Annotated in this window: 16 protein-coding genes and 2 riboswitches; of the genes, 7 read left to right on the top strand and 9 right to left on the bottom strand. The window is 71.2% G+C overall.

Annotation, left to right across the window (positions count from 1 at the left end):
- Window positions 1–289: 289 nt before the first annotated feature.
- Both ACQHII_RS15625 and ACQHII_RS15620 read right to left on the bottom strand, forming a co-directional pair.
- Window positions 290–1,225, bottom strand: coding sequence for a LysR family transcriptional regulator (locus tag ACQHII_RS15625; protein WP_427919879.1), 936 nt, complete (start codon window positions 1,223–1,225; stop codon window positions 290–292).
- A 29-nt stretch (window positions 1,226–1,254) separates the two neighbouring features.
- Window positions 1,255–2,604, bottom strand: coding sequence for a PLP-dependent aminotransferase family protein (locus ACQHII_RS15620; RefSeq protein ID WP_427919878.1), 1,350 nt, complete (start codon window positions 2,602–2,604; stop codon window positions 1,255–1,257).
- A 151-nt stretch (window positions 2,605–2,755) separates the two neighbouring features.
- On the opposite strand from ACQHII_RS15620, the gene ACQHII_RS15615 reads away from it, so the two are divergent.
- Window positions 2,756–3,403, top strand: coding sequence for a LysE family translocator (locus ACQHII_RS15615; protein WP_427919877.1), 648 nt, complete (start codon window positions 2,756–2,758; stop codon window positions 3,401–3,403).
- 23 nt (window positions 3,404–3,426) lie between these two features.
- Here the strand turns inward: ACQHII_RS15615 and ACQHII_RS15610 are convergent, their stop codons facing one another.
- The 3 genes from ACQHII_RS15610 to ACQHII_RS15600 form a co-directional block, all read right to left on the bottom strand.
- The gene (locus ACQHII_RS15610) at window positions 3,427–4,605 is read right to left on the bottom strand and encodes a cytochrome P450 family protein (protein ID WP_427919876.1); all 1,179 of its coding nucleotides are present in this window, start codon (window positions 4,603–4,605) and stop codon (window positions 3,427–3,429) included.
- A 769-nt stretch (window positions 4,606–5,374) separates the two neighbouring features.
- Window positions 5,375–6,346, bottom strand: coding sequence for an MBL fold metallo-hydrolase (locus tag ACQHII_RS15605; RefSeq protein ID WP_427919875.1), 972 nt, complete (start codon window positions 6,344–6,346; stop codon window positions 5,375–5,377).
- A 27-nt stretch (window positions 6,347–6,373) separates the two neighbouring features.
- Window positions 6,374–7,261 (bottom strand): helix-turn-helix domain-containing protein, encoded by an 888-nt coding sequence (locus ACQHII_RS15600; protein WP_427919874.1) that lies wholly within the window; start codon window positions 7,259–7,261, stop codon window positions 6,374–6,376.
- 312 nt (window positions 7,262–7,573) lie between these two features.
- On the opposite strand from ACQHII_RS15600, the gene fabG reads away from it, so the two are divergent.
- The 3 genes from fabG (at window position 7,574) to ACQHII_RS15585 (ending at window position 9,270) form a co-directional block, all read left to right on the top strand.
- Window positions 7,574–8,278 carry a 3-oxoacyl-ACP reductase FabG gene (fabG, locus tag ACQHII_RS15595; protein WP_427919873.1) on the top strand — a complete coding sequence of 235 codons (705 nt, stop codon included), beginning with the start codon at window positions 7,574–7,576 and terminating at the stop codon, window positions 8,276–8,278.
- Between the two features lie 49 nt (window positions 8,279–8,327).
- A complete protein-coding gene (locus ACQHII_RS15590) occupies window positions 8,328–8,651 on the top strand; it encodes a hypothetical protein (RefSeq protein WP_427919872.1) in 324 nt (107 codons plus the stop codon).
- A 379-nt stretch (window positions 8,652–9,030) separates the two neighbouring features.
- Complete coding sequence (locus tag ACQHII_RS15585; RefSeq protein ID WP_427919871.1) at window positions 9,031–9,270, top strand: hypothetical protein; 240 nt, start codon at window positions 9,031–9,033, stop codon at window positions 9,268–9,270.
- Window positions 9,271–9,332: 62 nt separating this feature from the next.
- On the opposite strand, the gene ACQHII_RS15580 is transcribed toward ACQHII_RS15585, so the two are convergent.
- The 4 genes from ACQHII_RS15580 to gcvT form a co-directional block, all read right to left on the bottom strand.
- A complete protein-coding gene (locus tag ACQHII_RS15580; RefSeq protein WP_427919870.1) occupies window positions 9,333–10,700 on the bottom strand; it encodes an L-serine ammonia-lyase in 1,368 nt (455 codons plus the stop codon).
- A gap of 112 nt (window positions 10,701–10,812) precedes the next feature.
- The gene (glyA, locus tag ACQHII_RS15575; protein ID WP_427919869.1) at window positions 10,813–12,087 is read right to left on the bottom strand and encodes a serine hydroxymethyltransferase; all 1,275 of its coding nucleotides are present in this window, start codon (window positions 12,085–12,087) and stop codon (window positions 10,813–10,815) included.
- 14 nt (window positions 12,088–12,101) lie between these two features.
- Window positions 12,102–12,482, bottom strand: coding sequence for a glycine cleavage system protein GcvH (gene gcvH, locus ACQHII_RS15570; RefSeq protein WP_427919868.1), 381 nt, complete (start codon window positions 12,480–12,482; stop codon window positions 12,102–12,104).
- Between the two features lie 110 nt (window positions 12,483–12,592).
- On the bottom strand, window positions 12,593–13,735 hold the full coding sequence (gcvT, locus tag ACQHII_RS15565) for a glycine cleavage system aminomethyltransferase GcvT (RefSeq protein WP_427919867.1): 1,143 nt from the start codon (window positions 13,733–13,735) through the stop codon (window positions 12,593–12,595).
- A gap of 34 nt (window positions 13,736–13,769) precedes the next feature.
- Window positions 13,770–13,888, bottom strand: a riboswitch (glycine riboswitch).
- Window positions 13,889–13,988, bottom strand: a riboswitch (glycine riboswitch).
- Between the two features lie 149 nt (window positions 13,989–14,137).
- Between gcvT and ACQHII_RS15560 the strand changes: the two genes are divergently transcribed.
- From ACQHII_RS15560 to ACQHII_RS15550, 3 genes are all read left to right on the top strand, one after another.
- Entirely contained in the window at window positions 14,138–14,827 is a 690-nt protein-coding gene (locus ACQHII_RS15560; RefSeq protein WP_427925320.1) for an AAA family ATPase, read from the top strand.
- Between the two features lie 64 nt (window positions 14,828–14,891).
- Window positions 14,892–15,677 carry an enhanced serine sensitivity protein SseB gene (locus ACQHII_RS15555; RefSeq protein ID WP_427919866.1) on the top strand — a complete coding sequence of 262 codons (786 nt, stop codon included), beginning with the start codon at window positions 14,892–14,894 and terminating at the stop codon, window positions 15,675–15,677.
- A gap of 152 nt (window positions 15,678–15,829) precedes the next feature.
- Window positions 15,830–16,621 carry an enhanced serine sensitivity protein SseB C-terminal domain-containing protein gene (locus ACQHII_RS15550; protein WP_427919865.1) on the top strand — a complete coding sequence of 264 codons (792 nt, stop codon included), beginning with the start codon at window positions 15,830–15,832 and terminating at the stop codon, window positions 16,619–16,621.
- Window positions 16,622–16,992: the final 371 nt, after the last annotated feature.

Genomic DNA, 16,992 nt, shown 5'->3' with positions numbered 1-16,992 from the left:
CCGGACGGGGGGCGGGTGGAGGGGAGTCCGCGGGGGCAGAACCGGGGGCAGACTTTCCGGAGTTGTGGGCGCGGGTGGGGCGCGCTCGGTCAGCGCGGAGTTGCCCAGGTCGGTGTCCAGGTTCCGGTGGGCTGGCGGTCGGCTGTCGTGGTGGTGAGGTGGGTGCGGTGGGTGGGCGGCGTCGTCGGGGTGCCGTGGTCTTGCTGGACGGATGGTGGGGGGTGGCGGAGTCGTCAGGACGGACTGTCCGGTGTGGTGGGCGGGTGATTGTGGGGCGGGGTGCGCTCGGTCAGCGCGGAGTTGCCCAGGTCGGTGTCCAGGTTCCGGTGGGCCGGCGGTCGGCCGTCGTCGTGGCGAGGTGGGACCGGAGGGTGGGCAGGGCCGGGTGGGGGTTGTCGTGGTGCCAGAGGAGGGAGTGGGGGTAGACGGGGGTCGGGTCGGTCACCGGGATGCGGCGGAGGTCGTGGTCGGGGGGCCAGACGAGGCGGGTCCGTGCGGTGGTGAAGGTGGCGAGGGCCGGGGTGTCGGCGATGGTGTCGAGGAGGACGTCGGAGCCGAAGTTGGGGCCGGTCGCCTCGATCGTGAGGCCGAACTCGGCCACGAGGGCGTCGTAGTAGGCGGTCCACTCGGTTCCGGGGACGAGGCCGGGCATCCAGATCCGGTGCCCGGTGAGCTCGGCGAGGGTCACCGAGCGGGCGTCCGCCAGGGCGTGGGCGGGGCCGGTGAGGAGCTGGTGCGGTTCGTCGAGCACCCGGACGGATTCGATGTCTTCGGGGAGCGGGTGCCCCGGCACGGCGACCGCGCGGAAGGACGCGTCGATCGCGCCGGAGCGGATCGCGGCGACGGCCGTATCGATGTCGGACAGCATCACCACGTCGAGGTCGATCTCCGGGTGCGCCCGGTGGAAGTCGCGCATCAGGGCCGACGGTGCGACGCGCGAGGCGATCACGTCGACGCGCAGCGGACGGCGGCCGGGGCGCACGGACGCGCTCGCGCGCTCCGCGACGCGCAGCAGTTCGCGCGCGTGGGGCAGGAACGCCTGCCCGTCGATGGTGAGTTCGGCGCCGCGCGGAGCACGGGTGAACAGCCGTACGCCGAGGGCGCGTTCCAGCGCGGCGACGCGTTTGGAGACGGCCTGCTGGCTGATCGACAGGTCGGCGGCGGCCTTCTGGAACTGACCCGCTTCCGCGACGGCGACGAAAGTGCGTACTGCTTCGAGATCCACGGCGACCCACCTTAGGGAACACCACCACCTCAGTCGGTGACGAGGTCCTCCGGCGTGGAGCGGGCGAGTTCGGCGAGCGTGCCGAGCGCCCGGGAGAGGGTCTCCGGGGCGGGGGTGGCGAGGCCCAGGCGGACGGCGTTGGGGGAGTGGTGGGAGCCGACGGTGAACGCGGCGGCCGGTACCACCCCGATGCCGTGCCGTGCGGCCGCCGCGACGAAGGTGTCCGCGCGCCACGGGCGGGGCAGTCGCCACCAGCAGTGGAGGGAGCGCGGATCGCTCCGCACCGCGAACCCGGCGAGCTGCCGGGCCGCGATCCCCTGCCGTACCGCCGCTTCCTTCTGCTTGGCCGCCACCAGTGTCTTCACCGTGCCGTCCTGCTGCCAGCGGTGGGCCACCTCCAGGGCGAACCGGCCCGGGGCGCTGCCGCCGGACCGCAGGGCGGCGACGATCCCGCCCGTCAGGGCCTCGGGCGCCACCGCGAACCCGAGCGTCAGGCCGGGGGCGACGCGCTTGGACAGGCTGTCGATCAGGACCGTCCGCTCGGGGGCGTACGCGGCGAGCGGCGGCAGTTCGTCACGGAGGAAGGCCCAGATCGTGTCCTCGATCGCGGGGATCCCGAGCGCGAGCAGTACCTCGGCCAGCCGCTCGACGCGTTCGGCGGGCATGGTGAGCGAGAGCGGGTTGTGCAGCCTCGGCTGGACGTAGACGGCGTGCAGCGGGGCAGCGGTGTGCGACTCTTCCACCGCTTCCGGGACGAGTCCGGCGTCGTCCATGGCCAGCGGGACGAGGGTGATGCCGAGGCGGGCGGCGACGGCCTTGACGACGGGGTACGTCAGCTCCTCGACGCCGAGCCGGGCACCCGGCGGTACGAGGGCGGTGACTGCGGCCGCGATGGCCTGCCGTCCGTTGCCCGCGAAGTGGATCCGCGCCGGGTCCGGGCGCCAGCCGCCCCGGGCGAGCGTGTCGGCGGCGGACTCCCGGGCGGCCGGGAAGCCGGAGGTGCCGACCGGCCGCAGGGCGTCCCCGAGGGCGTCGGGCCGTAGGAGACTGCCCAGGCCCTCGGCGAGGAGCGCGTTCTGCCCGGGTGCGACCGGGTAGTTGAGCTCCAGGTCGACGCGCCGGCCCTCGGCGGGTTCGGTGAGCGCGGGGGCGGAGCCGGCCGGGTCGGCGGACAGTGCGCGGACGAAGGTGCCGCGGCCCACCTCGCCCACGGTCAGGCCCCGGCGGGCCAGTTCGCGGTACACGCGCGTGGCGGTGGAGTTGGCGATGCCGTGCCGCCGGGCGAACTCGCGCTGCGGGGGGAGCCGGTCGCCGGGACGGAGCGCGCCGGACCTGATCTCCCCGGCCACGGCGTCGGCGACGCTCTGGTAGTCCCGCACGGCTCTCCCGCCCTTCTCGCCCTCTTGGTCTCTGGCCTTCTTGGCTTCTTGGCTTCTTGGCTTCTCGATCGGGTGTCAATCCAATCATTGAATTGCACCGAGTGCAAAATGAACATTGCATCGAGGTGTGGGTCTCGAATACGCTCCGAACATGGTCGAACTGAGCGGCATACTGGGTGTGACGGCGGTGGCTCTGGGAATGGTGCTCACCCCCGGCCCGAACATGATCTATCTCGTCTCCCGCAGCATCACCCAGGGCAGGCGCGCCGGGATGGTCTCCCTCGGCGGGGTCGCACTCGGCTTCATGGTGTACCTGCTCGCGGCGAACCTGGGCCTGTCGGTGTTCTTCGTCGCCGTGCCCGAGCTGTACTTCGCGGTGAAGCTCGCGGGCGCCGGGTACCTCGCCTACCTGGCCTGGAACGCCCTGAAGCCGGGCGGGATCTCCGTCTTCGCCCCGCAGGACGTACCGCACGACTCACCGCGCAAGCTGTTCACGATGGGCCTGATGACGAACCTGCTCAACCCGAAGATCGCCATCATGTACCTCTCGCTGATCCCCCAGTTCATCGACCTGGACAAGGGGCACGTTCTCCTCCAGGGCCTCGTCCTCGGCTCGGTCCAGATCGTGGTCAGCATCGCGGTCAACCTCGCCATCGTCCTGGCGGCCGGCGCGATCGCCGTCTTCCTCGAACGCCGCCCCTCCTGGCTCAAGGTGCAGCGCTACGCGATGGGTACGGTGCTGGGCACGCTGGCGGTCTCCCTTGCCATCGACAACTCGGGCCCGGCCAGGGCGAATTGACACAACGTCACCACGTCACCGCGTCATACGACGACCGGCAGGGACGTGAGTCCGCGCGTCAACCGCGTGTGCCGCCAATCCAGTTGCTCCACGGGACGTGCCAGCCGTACGTCGGGGAAGCGGGCGAAGACGGCCCGGAGCGCGAGTTCGCCCTCCGCCCGCGCGAGCGGTGCGCCCAGGCAGCGGTGGATGCCGTGGCCGAAGGCGAGGTGACCGGTGGCGGCGCGGTCGAGGTCGAGGCGGTCGGGGCCGGGGAACCGCGCGGGGTCGCGGTTGGCGGCGCCGGGTGCGATGAGCACCGGAACACCCGCGGGGATGTCGGTCCCGCCGAGGGTGAGCGCCTCGGTGCTGTAGCGGAACGTGGCGATCCCGACCGGCGAGTCGAAGCGCAGCAACTCGTCGAGGGCGGTGCCGAACAGCTCCGGCTCGGCCTTCAACCGGGCGAGGGATTCCGGGTGTTGGAGAAGCGCCAGGGCCGCGTTGCCGATGAAGTTGGTGGTGGTCTCGTGCCCGGCCACGAGCAACAGCACGGCGAGCGACACGAGTTCGTCCTCGGTCAGCCGGTCCTGACCGTCACGCACCGCGATGAGATCGTCGAGCAGACTCTCGCCGGGGGAGGCGCGCCGGGCGGCGACGAGGTCGGTCATGTAGGTGCCGACGGCCTGCGAGGCGGCGTCGATCCGCCGCGGGTCTCCCGCGGCGAACAACTCGCCGGACCACGCGTGCACCGACCCGCGGTCGGCTTCGGGCACCGCGAGCATCTCGCAGATGACGGTGACCGGCAGCGGTACCGCGAGGCCGGCGACGAGGTCCACCGGTCCGTGTTCCGGCCAGGCGTCGAGGAGTTCGTCGACGAGCCCCGCGATGTAGGGGCGCAGCTTCGCCACGGCCCCGGTGCTGAACGCCTTGGTCACCAGGGCCCGTAGCCGCGCGTGCTCCGGGGGATCGGTGGCCAGCATGTTCCGCGAGACCGCCGGATGGAGATCGCGGTCGGACAGCCGGCCCGCGAAGAACCGCGCGGTGTCCTTCGAGAGCCGTGGGTCGGCGAACGCCTCCCGGGCCTCCGTGTAGCCCGTGACCAGATAGCCGACGCGCCCCGCCGAACCGGTCGGCACCTGCTGCACCGGCGCCGCGTTCCGTAGCCGCGCGTAGGTCGAATAGGGGTCGGCGAAGAACAGGGGGTCCTGCAACGGGTCGGTCACGCTTGCGGGTCCGTTCCTGCGGGGGCAGTTCGTCGTCGACGCTACCCGCGATCCGCTGGGCGCGGGCGCGGGTGATGAGGAGCGGCCGGTCGGGGTCGGTGCGGAGGCTTCCGCCCGGGAGGCGCCAGGGCGGCGGTACGACTTCGGCCGGCGGCTCGTTCCCGGCCGGATCCGCTGAGCGTGGGCGTGAGCGATGAGGAGCAGCTGGTCGGTGTCGGTGCGGTGGCTGTCCGTCCGGGAGGCGCCAGTGGGGTGGCGGTACGGCTCAGGCCGGCGGCTCGCTCCCGGCCGGATCCGCTGAGCGTGGGCGCGGGCGACGAGGAGCAGCCGTCGGTGTCGGTGCGGAGGCTGTCCGCCCGGGATGCCGCAGTGGGAGGCGGCACCGCGGCTTCGGCCCGCGGCTCGCTCCCGGCCTTCTTCGCCTGTACCGCGGCCCGCGGCACTGCGGCCTCCGCGAGCGCGTCGCCCTACTTTGGGATGCCCGTCATGCCCCGTGCGGTGACGCCCTGTTCGGTGCTCTCCCGCACCTGCTGGGAGGGGGCGGTCGGAGTCGTCCGCGTTTCCATCCGTCAACTCCGGCGCGGACAGGGCGACTTCGGGCATGGCGCCGGAGATGTCCTGCCGGAGGGGGCCAAGCGCCGCGTACGGCCGTGTCTGTCGGCGTCGGCGCTGGAGCCGGATGAAGGGCCTGGCCCCGGCCCCATCGGGGGTGGGCCCGGCCCTAGAGCAGTGAGAGTCCAATTCCCTCCACCTGTACGCGAGTTGACAATCAGGCCGACGCCGCCGTGTCCGACGCCCGTCGCCAGGCGATTCGCGCGGCGAGTGCGAACGGTTCGACCAGGCTCGGGCGGGAGTGGTCCTGGTTGAGGTGGCGGAACTCCGTGGAGAGGGTGATGGCGAGGCGTTCCGGGAGGCCGAGGCCGGGGTAGCGGTTCTCGTCGATGAGGATGCGGGCCGCTTCGATCGGGGTCTTGCCCTGGCCGTGCAGCAGGAGTGCCTGGTCGGAGAGGTCGTCCAAGTAGGAGATGTACGTGCGCAGTTGGGCGGGGGTCAGCAGTGGGCCGTGGCCGGGCACGATCCACTCGGGGTCGAATGCGAGGACGCGTTCGGCCGCCGCCGCGATCCGGTCGAGCGGGCCGGCCCAGTGGCAGGGGTGGTCGCCGGAGAAGACGATGTCGCCGGCGAACACGACCCGCTGCTCGGGGAGATGGACGACCAGGTCGCCCACGGTGTGGGCGGGGCCGACCTCGTGGAGTTCGACGGGGATCCGCCCGACCGTCAGGTCGTGGCGGCCGGTGAAGGTCTTGGTGGGCGGCAGGACCCGTATGCCCGAGAAGTCGAACTTCCCGAAGTGGCGGCGGAAGTACCAGCCCAGCGGCTGGCCCGGATCGCTCTCCCACACCAGCGCGTGGAGTTCCTGAGGCGTCGGCTCCACGCACTGGTGCTCAAGTGCCGCTTCCGTGGCGAGGATCTCGCTGCCGGTGAGGCACTGGTTGCCCCAGGTGTGGTCACCGTTGGCGTGGGTCGCCACCACGGTGCCCGGCGCGGTGCCGCCCGTCACCCGGCGGGCCGCGGTGAGGAAGGTCTCGGTCAGGGCGGGCGTGTACGGCGTGTCGACGACGAGGGCCTCGCCGTCCGAGTGGACCAGGCCGCAGTTGGCCAGACCCCAGGTGTCCACGCCGTCGGGGGCCCACATGTGCACGCCGGCCGCGATCTCGTGGAGCTGGGTTGCGTCAGTCATGGGGACGCATTCTTCCCGGACGGAATGTCAGGCGGCAACGGGGCGCTGCGAGGGCTCGAAGACGAGGAACAGGAACCGGGCCCCGGGCGAGCCGAAGGGCTGCGCCGCACACATCGTCACCACCCCCAGCTGGGACACCTCGTGGTGCTCGCAGCAGCGGTCCCGCCGGTCCTCCTCACCTTCCGGGGCGACAAATCCCGCGTGGCGCATGAGACGTGAGTCACCGTCAGGATGGACGTAGGCGATCTTGTGGTTGCGGTAGACGGGACCCGCGACCGGGTCGTCGTTGACCTCCTGGTCCAGCTGCTGGAGGTCCTTGTTGTCCGGGTGCGACGCAACGGCCGTGCGGAGCTGGGCGGCGACCGGCTCGGCCCACCGCTTCTCCCACTGCACCAGGTGGTGCTCGCGGGCGTCCTCGCGCAGCAGCATCCAGCGGATCAGGTTCTGCTCGGGCAGGCGGGCGGGCTTGCCCGGTTCCTGCGGGAACATCCGGATGAAATCGTCGTTGGCCGCCAGGACGTTCCAGGCGACGTCATTGGCGTAGCAGGGCTGGCCGGAAACGCGCTCGATCGCCGTCTGCCAGGCCGGGGCGACGCTGCTGCCCGCCAGTGGGTCCATGGGGAACGGCGGTTCGTAGCCCAGGGCGTAGACGTACAGCGCGGTGCGCTCGCGCTCCTCCATCCGCAGGGCCTGGGCGACGTTGTCGAGGAACTCCGCGGTGGGCGACGGCATTTCACCCCGCTCCAGGTCGGCGTAGGTGCGCTCGGAGACGTACAGCACCTGTGCCACCTGGGCCTGCGACAGCCCCGTGGAACGGCGCCCCCGTCCGCTGCGCTGCGGCCACCCGAGCTCCACCGGGTCTATCTGGGCCCGCTTCCAGCGCAGCAGCCTCTGCAGCGCCTCCTTGTTGTCCAACTCGGAACCTCTCCCGTGGCGCCCGCCGGGCCGCCGACTCAATTACCGGAAAACCCTTTTCAGGAAAATCCGGAACCGGAAAAAACAGACCCTGGTGTGCTCGACGCCGATGCAGAAAGATCACTCACCGGGTCGTTCGCGTTGCTGGGGACGTGAAGTCCCTGACCGCGAGGGGGCGTTGTTCGACGTGCGGTGGCCGATCCGACGCCATTCATCACCTAGAGTGACGGCTCGACTGATCTCCTTACAGTCGAGTACTGGCCAGATTGCCGTCGCTCACCGGCCGCGCTTTTCAGACCGGAAAGGCATTCTGTGTCCCGTTCAGTCCTGATCACCGGTGGCGGTCGCGGTATCGGCCTTGCCGTCGCCCGTCGTATGGCGGCCGCCGGTGACCGTGTCGCCGTGACGTACCGGACCGGCGAGCCGCCCGAGGGTCTGCTCGCGGTGCGGTGCGACATCACCGACACCGACCAGGTCGACGTCGCCTTCAAACAGGTCGAGGCGGAGCACGGTCCGGTCGAGGTCCTGATATCCAACGCGGGAATCATCAGGGACCAGTTGCTGCTGCGCATGTCCGAAGCGGATTTCACCGAGGTCGTCGACACCAACCTCACCGGCGCCTTCCGGGTGGTCGGACGAGCCGGCCGGGGAATGCTGCGCGCCAAGAAGGGCCGGGTCGTGTTCATCTCCTCCGCCGTCGCGCTGCGGGGCGAGAGCGGACAGGCCAACTACGCGGCCTCCAAAGCGGGGTTGATCGGATTCGCTCGCTCGATGGCCAGGGAACTCGGCGTGCGCGGGATCACCTTCAACGTGGTCGCACCCGGCCTCACCGAGACCGCGATGAGCGAGAACCTCACGGAGGAACAGCGCACACATCTGACCGGCCAGATTCCCCTCGGCCGCCTCGCCAGGCCCGAAGAGGTCGCCGCGGCCGTCGCGTTCCTGGCCTCCGACGACGCCGGTTACATCACCGGTGCCGTCCTGCCGGTCGACGGGGGAGCCGGGATGGGGCATTAGCGCCGCATTCATCTGTTCCTTCCTCACCCACCGCCAAGGAGTTTTGCGTATGCGCGGGCCGACTGCGCGGAATATGTATCACCTGACCGTCGACGACTTCACCGACGAGGACGTCGCCGAATTCCACCGTCTGATGAGCGAGCTGCTGACGAAATGCGCGTCGGTGGGGCAGCAGCACGCGCCGGAAGGAACCTGGGTTCCGTCCACCACCGGTCTCTTCGATCAGATGGCCGAGTCCATGCAACTGGTCGCCGAGGTCTCCCGGGCGCTCAACCACACACGCGCCGGCATCCGCCGGGTCGGCGGCCGGGCGCGCCAGCGGCTGTACGACCGCTTCAGCAGCACTCTCGAGGGCCCCGCCGGACCGGCCTGACCGACCATTCTCGGAAGGAAGTGCTCGGGCTTTCCCGCGAAGCCCTGAAGCCGCCGGGAGCGCATGTCCCGGGCGGGGGCCGGCCGGCAGGAGGGAAGCCTACCGGCCCCCGCCCGATGTCCCGCCCCGCGCCGCATGCCCGGAATCCGTTGGAATCCGCAGCGCGCGGTCTCCGCGCTCGCGGTCCTGGACATCGTGCCGACCCGGCACGCCTACCTGCACTCCGACGCCGACTTCGGGCGCGGCTACTACCACTGGTTCTTCCTGACCGCCGGCAACGGCAACCCCGAGCACCTGATCGGCGGCGACCCGGAGTTCTGGATCCGGGCCCGGATGGGCGCCCGGCACCCCCTTCGCCCCGGACGCCCAGGCCGAGTACGTGCGCTGCTTCTCCGACCCGGCCGCGATCCGCGCCGCCTGCGAGGACTACCGCGCGGCCGGCTCGATCGACCTGGTCCACGACGAGGAGGACGCGACAGCAGGCCGCCGCCTCACCCAGCCCCTGCTCACCCTCTGGGGCGAGCACAGCTTCGTAGGCTGCCACTACGACGTCCCGGCCGTCTGGTCCGAGTACGTCGACGCCGTCACCGGCGCCGGGGAACAGTCCGGGCAGCGGTAGCCCAGCTCACCCGCCTAACCCGCCTCGCCGAGGCCGGCTGAGCGCTTCCGAGGGGCGCTCCCTCAACACTCGATGATGTTCACCGCAAGCCCGCCCCGAGCCGTCTCCTTGTACTTCACGCTCATGTCCGCCCCCGTCTCCTTCATCGTCTTGATGACCTTGTCGAGGGACACCTTGTGGGACCCGTCCCCCCGCATCGCCATGCGCGCCGCGGTCACCGCCTTCACCGCGGCCATGCCGTTGCGTTCGATGCAGGGGATCTGGACGAGGCCGCCGACGGGGTCGCAGGTGAGGCCGAGGTTGTGTTCCATGCCGATCTCGGCGGCGTTCTCGACCTGCTCCGGGCTGCCGCCCAGGACCTCGGCCAGCGCGCCCGCCGCCATCGAGCAGGCCGAGCCGACCTCGCCCTGGCAGCCGACCTCCGCGCCGGAGATGGAGGCGTTCTCCTTGAAGAGCATGCCGATCGCGCCGGCGGCCAGCATGAAGCGGACGACGCCCTCCTCGTCCGCGCCCGGCACGAAGTTGATGTAGTAGTGGAGGACCGCCGGGATGATGCCGGCCGCCCCGTTGGTCGGGGCGGTGACCACCCGGCCGCCCGCCGCGTTCTCCTCGTTCACCGCCATCGCGTAGAGCGTGATCCACTCCATCGCGTGCGCCAACGGGTCGCCCTCCGCCCGGAGTTGGCGTGCCGACATGGCGGCCCTGCGGCGGACCCGCAGGCCGCCGGGCAGGATGCCCTCCCGCGACATGCCCCGCGACACGCACGCCCCCATCACCCGCCAGATCTCCAGCAGCCCGGCCCGGATCTCCTCCTCCGTGCGCCAGGCGCGCTCGTTCTCCAGCATCAGCGCGGAGATCGACAGACCGGTCTCCTGCGTGAGGCGCAGCAGCTCGTCGCCGGTGCGGAAGGGGTACTTGAGGACCGTGTCGTCCAGCTTGATCCGGTCGGCGCCCACCGCCTCCTCGTCGACGACGAATCCGCCGCCCACCGAGTAGTACGTCTTGGACAGCAGCTCGCCGCCCGCCGCGTCGTACGCCCACAGCGTCATGCCGTTCGCGTGGTACGGCAGGGCTTTACGGCGGTGCAGCTTCAGGTCGGCGTCGAAGTCGAACGGGATCTCGTGCTCGCCGAGGAGGCGGATGCGTCCGGCCGCCTTGATCTGCTCGACCCGTTCGTCGGCCCCCTCCACGTCCACCGTGCGCGGCGACTCGCCCTCCAGGCCGAGCAGCACCGCCTTCGGGGTGCCGTGCCCGTGCCCGGTCGCGCCGAGCGAGCCGTACAGCTCGGTGCGGACGGAGGCGACGGAGTCCAGCAGCTCCTCGTTGCGCAGCCGGAGCGCGAACATGCGGGCGGCCCGCATCGGGCCGACCGTGTGGGAGCTGGACGGGCCGATGCCGATCGAGAACAGGTCGAAGACCGAGATGGCCACGGTGACTCCTCAGAACGCAGGACGTGCGGGGTGGTGCGAGGGGGTGGGCACCGCCGTACACCTCTCAGTGTGCGGCGGTGCCCCGGTGGCCGACTACGGCCGGGCGGGCCGACTACAGGCCCGGATACAGCGGGTACTTCTCCGCCAGCGCCGTGACCCGGGCCTTCAGACCCGCCACGTCGGACCCCTCGAAGGGAGAGGGCGCCTTCAGCGTCTCGGCGATGACGTCCGCGACCTCGGCGAAGTCCTCCGCGCCGAAGCCCCGCGTGGCCAGCGCCGGCGTGCCGATGCGCAGGCCGGAGGTGACCATCGGGGGCCGCGGGTCGTTCGGGACGGCGTTCCGGTTGACCGTGATGCCGACCTCGTGGAGCCGGTCCTCGGCCTGCTGGCCGTCGAGCTCGGAGTTCCGCAGGTCGACCAGGACCAGGTGCACGTCCGTACCGCCCGACAGGACGTCGACGCCTACGGCCTTCACGTCGTCCCGGACGAGCCGCTCGGCGAGCAGCCGCGCGCCCTCCACGGTACGCCGCTGGCGCTCCTTGAACTCCTCGCCCGCCGCGACCTTGAAGGAGACCGCCTTGGCGGCGATCACGTGCTCCAGCGGACCGCCCTGGAAGCCGGGGAAGACGGAGGAGTTGAGCTTCTTCGCGAAGGACTGCTTGGCGAGGATGATGCCGCCGCGCGGGCCGCCCAGCGTCTTGTGGGTGGTGGACGTGACGACGTCCGCGTAGGGGACGGGATTCGGGTGGAGGCCGGCCGCCACCAGCCCGGCGAAGTGCGCCATGTCGACCCACAGATACGCCTCGACCTCGTCCGCGATCCGGCGGAACTCGGCGAAGTCCAGCTGCCGCGGGTACGCCGACCAGCCCGCGATGATGACCTTCGGGCGGTGCTCCTTGGCGAGCTTCTCCAGCTCGGCCATGTCGACCAGACCGGTCCGGGCGTCCACGTGGTAGGCGACCACGTCGAACTGCTTGCCGGAGAAGTTCAGCCGCATCCCGTGGGTGAGGTGGCCGCCGTGCGCCAGGTCGAGGCCGAGGATCGTGTCGCCGGGCTGGGCCAGCGCGAACAGGGCGGCCTGGTTGGCGGAGGCGCCCGAGTGCGGCTGGACGTTGGCGTACTCGGCGCCGAACAGCTCCTTGACCCGGTCGATCGCGATCTGCTCGGCCACGTCGACGTGCTCGCAGCCGCCGTAGTAACGACGGCCCGGGTACCCCTCGGCGTACTTGTTGGTGAGGACGGAGCCCTGTGCCTCCATGACCGCGACCGGAGCGAAGTTCTCCGAGGCGATCATCTCCAGCGTGGACTGCTGACGGCGCAGCTCGGCGTCGACGGCGGCGGCGATGTCCGGGTCGAGCTCGTGCAGGGGCGTGTTCAGGACGGACATGGTTCTACGACTCCTCAGCCGGCGGTGAAGGCGGTGTACTCGTCGGCGGAGAGCAGGTCCCCGGGCTCGTCCGTGATCCGCACCTTGAAGAGCCAACCGCCGTCGAAGGGCTCGGAGTTGACCAGCGCGGGCTCGTCCACGACGGCCGTGTTGATCTCCACGACCTCACCGCTGACCGGCGCGTACAGGTCCGACACCGACTTGGTCGACTCCAGCTCGCCGCAGGACTCGCCCGCGGTCACCGTCGTGCCGACCTCGGGCAGCTGGGCGTAGACGACGTCGCCGAGCGCGTTCGCCGCGAACTCGGTGATGCCGACCGTCGAGACACCGTCGACGGCGGCCGTCAGCCACTCGTGTTCCTTGCTGTACCGCAGATTCTCGGGGTGGTTGCTCATGGCGTGAATTCTCCTGTACGCGGGGGAGTGCTGGTGAAGGGGGGAATGCGGAGGGAATCGTCGAGCGGGGGCGATCCGCCCCGGTCACGGACCCGACGCTACGACGACTGTCACTTCTGGCGCTTGTAGAACGGCAGCGCCACGACCTCGTACGGCTCGTGACTGCCCCGGATGTCCACACCGACACCGGCCGTGCCCGGCGCGGAGTGCGCCGCGTCGACGTAGGCCATGGCGATGGGCCTGCCCAGCGTGGGGGAGGGGGCGCCGGAGGTGATCTCGCCGATCACCCGGCCGTCGGCGACCACGGAGTACCCGGCGCGCGGGACGCGGCGGCCCTCGGCGATCAGGCCGACCAGGACGCGCGGCGGCTGTGCGGCGGCCCGTTCGGCGGCGGCCGCAAGGGCCGTACGTCCGACGAAGTCGCCGTCCTTCTCGAACTTCACGACCCGGCCGAGCCCGGCGTCGAACGGGGTGAGCGAGGTCGACAGTTCGTGGCCGTACAGCGGCATGCCCGCCTCCAGGCGGAGCGTGTCCCGGCAGGACAGGCCGCACGGGATCAGCCCCGCCGACGCCCCTGCCTCGGTCAGCGCCTCCCACAGCTTCTCCGCGTCACCGGGGGCGACGAACAGTTCGAAGCCGTCCTCGCCGGTGTAGCCGGTGCGGGCGATCAGCGCGGGTACGCCCGCGACCGTGCCGGGCAGCCCGGCGTAGTACTTGAGGCCGTCGAGGTCGGAGTCCGTGAGCGAGGCGAGGATGCCGGGGGACTCGGGGCCCTGGACGGCGAGCAGCGCGTACGCGTCACGGTCGTCACGGACGACCGCGTCGAAGCCCGCGGCCCGCTCGACCAGCGAGTCCAGGACAATCTGGGCGTTGGACGCGTTGGCGACGACCATGTATGTGGAAAACGCAGCCTCGGTCCCGGCCAGCCGGTAGACGATCAGGTCGTCCAGGATGCCGCCGTCGGCCTGGCAGATCATGGTGTAGCGGGCGCGGCCGACGCCCACGGAGGCGATGTTGCCGACCAGCGCGTAGTCGAGGAGCGCGGCCGCGTCCGGTCCGGTGACCGTGATCTCGCCCATGTGGGAGAGGTCGAAGAGGCCGGCCTTCGTGCGGACGGCGAGGTGTTCGTCGCGCTCGGAGCCGTAGCGCAGCGGCATGTCCCAGCCGGCGAAGTCGGTCATCGTCGCACCGAGCGAGCGGTGCAGCGCGTCCAGCGCGGTGCGGCGCTTCTCAGGGGTGGCGGTACTGCTCATCGGTCGGTCTCCCAAGGCATGACGGCGAGGTCGTTCCTCCCCATCTGTCATCGGAACCTGAGAGGTTCGCCATGACCGCGCGGGACACGCACGGGCCATGGGTTGCACCTTGGGTGGGACCGCCGGCGACGGCGGCCCGCTTTTCAGATGTGCCTCGCCCGCGCGGTAACTGGGCCTGAGAGATTCAAGGGAGGGACTTGCTCCTTCGGCGCCCCGGAGGTCGTACGACCGGGGACTCTCCCGCGCGGATTCAAGCGGCCGGTATGCAGTTAGGCGCGCACATCATCGCACAGGCTTTGTAACAGGCCTGTGGCCGGAAGCGAACGGAACCGCGAGACACCGTGCATTACCTTCTCTTTACGTTAGTTGGGGAGAACCTTTCCTGACCCCGCAGGGAGGACGATCACGGTGACAAGGACCACGGTGTACGCCACGACCTCGGCCGTAGCGCTGCCCGAACAGCGCTCGGCCCCGGCCAGGGAGGCATGCCCGGCCCGCCCGGCACCGGTCGTCCGCGACCTCCGCGAGCGCGCCGGCCGCAGCCCGCACGGCCTCCGCTTCGGCCCCCGCGACCTGGTCGTGGTCACCGGCCTGCCCGGCAGCGGCAAGTCCACGCTGATGCGGCGCGCGGTGACCGGTGACGGCGTCCGCGTCGACAGCCAGGACGCCAGGGACCGCTGGGAGACCCGGGTGTCCCGTGTATCGGGCCTCCTCCCGTACGCGGTCTACCGCCCCCTGGTCCGCCTCGCCCACTACGCCGGACTGCACCGCACCCTGCGCTCCGCGTCCGGAGCCGTCGTGCACGACTGCGGCACCCAGACCTGGGTGCGCGGCTGGCTGGCCCGCGCCGCGCACCGCCGCGGCGGCACTCTGCACCTGGTGTTCCTCGACGTCAGCCCGGACACCGCGCTCGACGGCCAGCGCGAGCGCGGCCGGGGCGTCTCGCGGTACGCGTTCCTGCGCCACCGCCGGGCCGCCGCCCGGCTGTTGCGCGCCGTGGAGCGCGGCGACCTGCCGCACGGCGTGGGCTCGGCGGTCCTGCTGGACCGGGACGCGGCGGACGTGCTGCGGCGGATCGACTTCGCGGACTGAGCCGCTAGCCTTTTCCGTCACAGCACGTTTACAGCAGGCGGTTTCACCAGCAGGCGGTAGGTAGATGGACTTCCCGGCGGACTTCCCCGGTCAGGCGTACCCCCACCCGCATCCGCACGGCGGATGGCCAGGCAACGAGCTGGAGGAGGTGCTCTCGGTCTCCCTCGGCCTGCCCTCGGCCGGCGGCCGGATCATCGAGGTGCTGTCCCGCAGCTTCGTCTGGGTCCCGCTGCCCAGCGGCGGCGGCCCGCACAGCGGACCCCTGGACCTGCCCACGCTGGACATCGAGGGTCAGGCCTTCGTGCCGGTCTTCAGCTCCGAGGAGCAGTTCCGCAAGGTCGTCGGCTCGCATCTGTCGTTCACCATCGCGCCCGCGGTGGAGTTCGCCCGCGGACTGCCCCCGCAGGTGGGTATCGCGGTGAATCCGGACGGCGTGGTCGGCATCCCCCTCCCGCCCGCCGCCGTGGCCGAGCTGTGCCGCATCGGCCGTACCGTCCTGGACGGCCCCACCAGCGGTGGCCGGGTCCGCCTCTTCGAGCCCGACTGGCAGGACGACCCGGTCGACTTCCTCGCCGCGGCCTCCGCGGAGTTCGCCGCCATCGGCGTGGTCGGCACGGCCCGCCGCTGCCTGGCCGCGATCGAGACCGCCGATCCGGTGATGTTCGTGGGCGTCGAACTCACCAACTGGGACGGCGACTTGAGGGCGGCCCCCATGGGCGCCCTGTCCCGCGCCCTCACCAGGACCGAGGTCAAGTGGCCGGTCAACCTGGTCCTCCTGGACGTGACACAGGACCCGGTGGCGGAGTGGATGCGGCAGACGGTACGTCCTTTCTATACACAGGGTCACTAGGAAACTCCCCAAGGGGCGACTCCCTCAGGGGCGTGGGGAACTGCGCGCCCAGCCGAGACGCACCCGCACTCGCCAACGGACACCGAGCCCCCACCCCTTGGGCGCTTAAGCTGGACCCCAACGCAGGCCAACCACCAGAAGGGGCGGTACACGTGAGCGCCAGCGGCACCGCGACCGGCCAGGTCGAGCACATGCTGCGCCAGGTGACGCCCGGGCGCTACGACGCCTACGAGGCGCTCCTGCGCGCCCTCGCGACCCCCCACTCCGGCCAGATCTGGATGCTCCTGTGGCACGGCCAGTCCGGCTCCCCGGACGCCCAGTACGGAAACATGCACGTCGAGGGCTACGGCTACGCCCCCTGCGTCACCTCCGCCCAGGAGCTCTCGGCCAGTGGCTGGAACCGTTCGTACGAGGTGGTCGACGGCCTGGACGTGGCCCGCACCCTCTATCCCGACCACTTCGGCCTCTGGCTCAACCCGCACGCTCCCGGCGGCGGCGTCGGCATCCCGTGGCTCGACCTGCGCCGGATCGCCACCGGCCTGGAGCGCCAGCCCGCGGGGCCGTTGCGCCTGACGGAACCGGCGATCGAGGTCCCGCAGTTCTACGGCCTGCTCACGCAGAACGCCCACCGTACGCCGGCCGTCCGCACCCTCCGCCGCGCCTGGGTGCAGCCCGCGCTCGGGGCGCCGTATCTCGCGATCGGTCTGGATGTGTACGACACCAGTCCGTCCGCCGTGGACTCGGTGCGCGCGATGATGCAGCAGTCGATCGGCGCGGTCCCGGACGGGTTGCCGGTGTCGACCGTGGCGATGTCCGACGACTACGACCCGGTGGCGCTGTGGCTGCGGGCGAACGCCCGCCCGTTCTACGACCGCGAGGCCCACGCGGCGCCGGCGCAGGTGTCGACGCCGGGTGGATACGGCTATCCGCCGCCGAGGTACTGAAAGACGATGGGGCCCGCTCTTCGAAAAGAGCGGGCCCCATCGCTTTCCGGCGTGAAGCAGAAGCTCGGGGCGCGGATGTCGCCGCGCCGACGGCGGCGGCCAGGGCGACCGCGCCCCTTCGAATTCCTCCCCGCACCCACCCCGCGGCCGTCCGGTGTGGTGCTGCGGCCGTCGGCGAGTGCCCGCGGGGGCGGGTGGGTGCCGGTGCTCATCCGGCCGTGGTGGATACTTGCCCGGCGAGTCCTCTTCCCCGCTCCTCCGCAGGTTTTACGCCGACGACACATTTCTTCGCGCGTAGATCGCGGTCCGATGCCCTAAAAAGTCACCGGATCGGTGTTCTGTCCCAACTGCCCGGCGTCCGGGGGGCGTTA

It is taken from the genome of Streptomyces sp. cg40 (assembly GCF_050320165.1).
In the GTDB taxonomy this organism is placed as follows: Bacteria; Actinomycetota; Actinomycetes; order Streptomycetales; family Streptomycetaceae; genus Streptomyces; species Streptomyces hokutonensis.
Note: the sequence above shows the minus strand (reverse complement) of the source record. Positions and strands in the feature narration are given on the sequence as shown.